This is a genomic window from Actinomadura livida, from assembly GCF_014648675.1.
Classification (GTDB): domain Bacteria; phylum Actinomycetota; class Actinomycetes; order Streptosporangiales; family Streptosporangiaceae; genus Spirillospora; species Spirillospora livida.
The window spans coordinates 1-611 of sequence record NZ_BMRO01000056.1; the positions used below are offsets into that span (position 1 = coordinate 1).

Genomic DNA, 611 nt, shown 5'->3' on the forward strand with positions numbered 1-611 from the left:
GACATGATGGCGACGCCGCCGGCGAGGGCGAGGTCGGTTTCGTGGTTGTGGAGGGATTGGCAGGCGAGGTGGAGGGCGACGAGGGAGGAGGAGCAGGCGGTGTCGATGGTGAGGGCGGGTCCTTGGAGGCCGAGGGTGTAGGCGAGGCGTCCGGAGGCGATGCTGGGGGCGCTGCCGTTTCCGAGGTGTCCTTCGTAGGGGGTGGGGATGGTGGTGAGGCGGGCGGCGTAGTCGGCGTACATGACGCCGGTGAAGATGCCGGTGCGGGTGTTGTGGAGGGTGGTGGGGTCGATGTGGGCGTTTTCGATGGTTTCCCAGGCGGTTTCGAGGAGGAGTCGTTGTTGGGGGTCGGTGGCTTGGGCTTCGCGGGGGCTCATGCCGAAGAAGTCGGCGTCGAAGTGGTCGGCGTCGTGGAGGAAGCCGCCGTGGCGGGTGTAGGTGGTGCCGGGGTGGTCGGGGTCGGGGTGGTAGAGGTCGGTGAGGGGCCAGCCGCGGTTGGTGGGGAATTCGCCGATGGCGTCGTGTTCCTGGGTGACCAGGTCCCATAGTTGCTGCGGGGTGGTGACGCCGCCGGGGTAGCGGCAGCCCATCCCCACGATCGCAATCGGCTC

At 68.4% G+C, this 611-nt stretch carries 1 protein-coding gene; it reads right to left on the reverse strand.

All coding sequences use genetic code 11. The annotated features are described in order from the left end of the window. A partial coding sequence (locus tag IEZ03_RS37285) for a beta-ketoacyl synthase N-terminal-like domain-containing protein (RefSeq protein ID WP_229808838.1) occupies window positions 1-590 on the reverse strand: 590 nt, incomplete at its 3' end. Window positions 591-611 lie beyond the last annotated feature (21 nt).